The 3,998-nt window shown below is 66.1% G+C and carries 4 protein-coding genes; 1 reads left to right on the top strand and 3 read right to left on the bottom strand.

Annotated features, from left to right (window positions below):
- A partial coding sequence (locus AC1DMG_RS20665) for a GGDEF domain-containing protein (RefSeq protein WP_477181017.1) occupies positions 1 to 980 on the top strand: 980 nt, incomplete at its 5' end.
- A 6-nt stretch (positions 981 to 986) separates the two neighbouring features.
- Here the strand turns inward: AC1DMG_RS20665 and AC1DMG_RS20660 are convergent.
- From AC1DMG_RS20660 to AC1DMG_RS20650, 3 genes are all read right to left on the bottom strand, one after another.
- A complete protein-coding gene (locus AC1DMG_RS20660) occupies positions 987 to 1,994 on the bottom strand; it encodes an alpha/beta hydrolase (RefSeq protein ID WP_477181016.1) in 1,008 nt (335 codons plus the stop codon).
- Positions 1,991 to 2,977, bottom strand: a complete 987-nt coding sequence (locus tag AC1DMG_RS20655; protein ID WP_441603441.1) for a multidrug resistance efflux transporter family protein — start codon at positions 2,975 to 2,977, stop codon at positions 1,991 to 1,993. Before AC1DMG_RS20655 ends, AC1DMG_RS20660 begins: the two co-directional genes overlap by 4 nt.
- Positions 2,978 to 3,056: 79 nt before the next feature.
- On the bottom strand, positions 3,057 to 3,998 hold a 942-nt coding region (locus tag AC1DMG_RS20650; protein ID WP_477181015.1), incomplete at its 5' end, for a HAMP domain-containing sensor histidine kinase.

Here is a 3,998-nt window from a genome sequence, read left to right as displayed (position 1 = left end):
CGCCATGGCTGTTCGTGGCGCTCAGCGCGCCGCTGCTGTTCTCCTTCATCCTGGAATTCTGCGAGCTGCGCCAGATCACCCCGCGCCCGGCGCGCGCACTGGGTTATATGCGCTGGCCGTACGTGCTGATCGCCGCCCTGCTTTGTTTCCCGTTTGCGGAGCGCATGCATCTGCTGGCCAGTGCGTACAACCTGTGGTTTATCGTCACCTCGCTGTGGGCCTTGGGCACGATCGTGCTGGCTGCGTCCCGGCATGGGCGGCAGGCTCGTTTTTTCCTGGTGGCGTGGTTGCCCCAGGTGCTGCTGACCGTCATGCGACTGGGCCAGATCTTGCTGGCGCTGGACCAGCCTCGCTGGCTGGAATACGGCCTCCCGTTTGCCACTGCGTTCTGCAGCATCGTGGTGACCATCGGTTTGGCTGATCTGTCCTTGCGCGCGCGGCGCGAACGCGACGTGGCGCACCACCTGGCCGACCACGACGCGCTCACCGGCCTGCTCAACCGGCGCGCCCTGGTCGCCAGGCTGCATGAGGCCGTCACGCAGGCAAGACCAAAGCATCAGCCACTCGCGCTGATCTTCCTGGACTTGGACCACTTCAAGTCGGTGAACGACCGCTATGGTCACCAGACGGGCGATGCCTGTCTGCGCGCGGTGGCCGCTGCCATCGCCGACGAACTGCGCCCGACGGACAGCCTGGGCCGCTACGGCGGCGAAGAGTTCGTGGCCTTGCTGCCGGCCACGACGCATGAGCAGGCGATGGCGGTGGGCGAGCGTATCCGCCGCAGCATCGAATCACTGCATGTGCACTCGCGCGGCAACTCGCTGCAGACCACCATCAGCATGGGCGTGGCCAGTCTCACCGGACCTGCCGATACGGCGGACGATCTGATCGCCCGCGCGGATGCGGCGCTCTATCGTGCGAAAACCCAGGGACGCAACTGCGTGGTTGCGCACTCGCCGTTGACCGCCGTGGCGGGCTGATTCCCGTTACGGCGTGACGCCATAGGCCCAGCGAAGGAACACCGGCAACATGCGCTTCCAGGTGGCCTGGTTGTGTTCCCCATCGGGCAGCAGATCGTAGACGACCTCGTCCGCTTGCGACGGCTGGTCGGGGTGATCCGTCTCGATGCGATAGCCCAGATCGCGCAGACCCCGCCGGTGCCTGCCATCGGGTGCCGCAAAACCGTTGATCACGTCCTGCAGATCTTCGACGGCATCGATGGTGCCGTTATGGTTGCGGTCATTGGTTTCTTCATGGCCGCCCACGGCAAACCAGAAACGCAGCGGCTTGCGCTGCCCGGCACGATCCACCATGGCCTGCGCCRGGCGCGTGCTTTCCACCGCCTGCGCATCGCTGCGATCGGCCGCCAGCCAGAACGATGGCGAGAACGCGCCCACTTGTCCGAACACGTCCGGGTACTCCCAGCCCAGGCTGAACGCATTGAGCGCACCCAGCGACCAGCCGAGCATCGTGCGCCCTTGAGCCGAAGCCTGCGTGCGGTAATGCGCGTCAACATAAGGCACCAGCGTGCCGGCGAGCCATGCCGAGTAATCGTACGCACGCGCTCCGATCGGGCCGATGCGCGAGCCTCCCACGATGCTTTGCCGACGTGCACGATCGAACAGCCCATAGCCCGACGCACGATCCTTGAGCATGTCCACCGCCACCACGATCACCGGATGGATCGCGTGTTGCGCGTAGAGCGTTGCAAGCGTCTGTTGCAAGCCAACCGCGTCCATGTCCTGCCCGTCGTTCGCGTACAGCACGGGATAACGCGCGTCCGAACGCGTGTAGCCCGGAGGGAGGTAGACCGTCACCTTGATCTGCTCGGGCGCGAACGCCTTCGCGTCCAACACGAGTTTTACCGGCGGAGGCAGCGCTTGCTCCTCGGCCTGTACCGGCAGCGGCCTGACCAGCGCTCCAGCGAGCAGGCAAATCGCCACACTTTTCCAAACTGCACGCATCACCATCGCTCCGCCGCCCTCAGCGCTCATGCACCACGATCCGTTTCCAATGTGCGCACCTCGTCCCGGTGCCCGGCCGCCGATCGACCACTTACCCAACCGAACAATGCAATGCCAACGATGATCATCACCGCGCCAAACGCTGAGTAACCATGCGGCCACGCCTCGCCCAGAAAGCTCGCACCAATCACCGTGGCGAACAGCAGCTCGGCCGCCTGCATCGCTTCCACCGCCGCGAGTGCGGTGGGCTCCGAACGAACCATCGCCGTGGCGCGGAAAAACAACACCGTGGCAATCACGCCCGACGACAAGGCCACGCCACCCGCGAGCAGGATTTCGCGCCAGCCCGGCGGGCCCACCGCGATCCACGTCACCACGGCGAGGATCAGCCACAGCGGCCAGCTGCACAGCGTCATGCCGAACACGCGCTGGGTGGCGCCTATCTGCGCGCCGCTGTGTTCCAGGTGCAGCAGCACCATGCGGTTGCCCAGCGGATACATGAAGGCCGAAAACACCACGGCCGCCATCGCCAGCCAGTCGCTGGCGCGCAGCTCGCCTTGCGCGTGCCCCCATTGCAGCGCGAACACGCCGGCCACGATCAACACGCCGATCGCCACGCTGCGCCATGCCAGATGCCGGCGTGCGTCGCGATAAATCAATGGCGCTAGCAAAGGGCCCGCCAGCACGGTGGTCTGGAAACTGCCTGCCACCAGCCAGGACGGACCGCTATTGGCCGCCCACGTCAACGGCAGACCGAACAACACGAATCCCACCGCGCTCCATAACAGCCATGCGCGCGGATAGCGCTTCAACTCGTTCGGCAATTCGCCCAGGCCACCCTGCCAGGGCAAGGCAATGGCCAGCAACGGCAAGGTGATGAGATAACGCAGGATCACTGCCCACGCCCAATGACCGCCGCCTGCCACCAGGCTGCGGTTGAGTACATAGGTCATGGTGAAGAACAGCGCCGCGCACAGCGCCAGTCCCACCGCGGCGATAGCGTTGGAGCGCATCGGCAGGCCGTGGTCGAAAACACCGAGTGTCGCAGACGCGCGGGCGTTTTCGAAGGCCGCTGGCGGCCCGAAGCTCGAATCAGCCGGCAGTGGCCGGCGCCAATGGCAGTTGCAGAGCGACCCGCAACCCGCCGCCGTCGACATTTTCCGCGTGGATGTCGCCGCCATGCGCTTTGACCACGCGCTGGACGATGGCCAGCCCCAGCCCGTGCCCGTCGGCGCGCGATGCATTGCTGCCGCGGAACAATGGCCGGAACAGCGAGCCAAGCTCCGCCTCCGGCACGCCGGGCCCGTTGTCGCGCACGGAAACGTCGACACGTGCGCCCACGGTCTGCGCCATCAGTTCGACCCGCCCGCCTTCGGGGCTGAACTTGATCGCGTTCGCGATAAGGTTGTCCAACGCCCGCTCCAGCAGCAGCTCGTTGCCGGATACCACGACCGGTGCGCCGTCGAACAAGGCCAAGGTGATATGGCGCGCGGCGGCTTCCAGTTCGGCGCGTCGCACGCTTTCGCGCAAGAGCGCGGCCAGGTCCACCGGTTCGCGGTTCACGCCGGGGATACCACCTTCGAGCCGCGACAGCGCCAGCATCTCGCCGGTCATATGGTCGAGGCGGCCAATTTCCTGTTCCGCCTGCAGGAAATATCGCGCGGCTTCTTCAGGCGTGCTGCGCTGGGCGAGATCGAGGATCAGGTGCAGACGTGCGAGCGGTGAGCGCAATTCGTGCGAGRGGTCTTGCAGCACGCTGCGATCGTGGGCGACCAGGGCCTCGATGCGTTCGGCCATCGCATCGAAATCGCTCGCGAGCTGGGTGAGTTCCTCCGGCGCGCGGCGCCCCTGCCCTTCGACGCGCGCGGACAATTCGCCCGCCGCCATGCGCCGCGTGGCCTTGCTGATCGCTTCCACCGGCTTGGCCACGCTGCGCGCCACCCACCAGCCGACGAAGCCGATGAAGAGCAGCGAGAGACCGCCCTGGAACGCCAGGAAAATCGTCTGCCGCGTCTGCTGGCTCAGGCGCGAATG

The sequence above is a fragment of the Dyella sp. 01N36 genome (assembly GCF_056399745.1).
The sequence above is the reverse complement of the archived record's forward strand: the minus strand, read 5'-3'. Positions and strand labels throughout refer to the sequence as shown.

Excerpts from the sequence above, each read along its gene's own strand:
- AC1DMG_RS20655 (WP_441603441.1), bottom strand. The coding sequence starts at position 2,977 with ATGCGCTCCAACGCTATCGCCGCGGTGGGACTGGCGCTGTGCGCGGCG.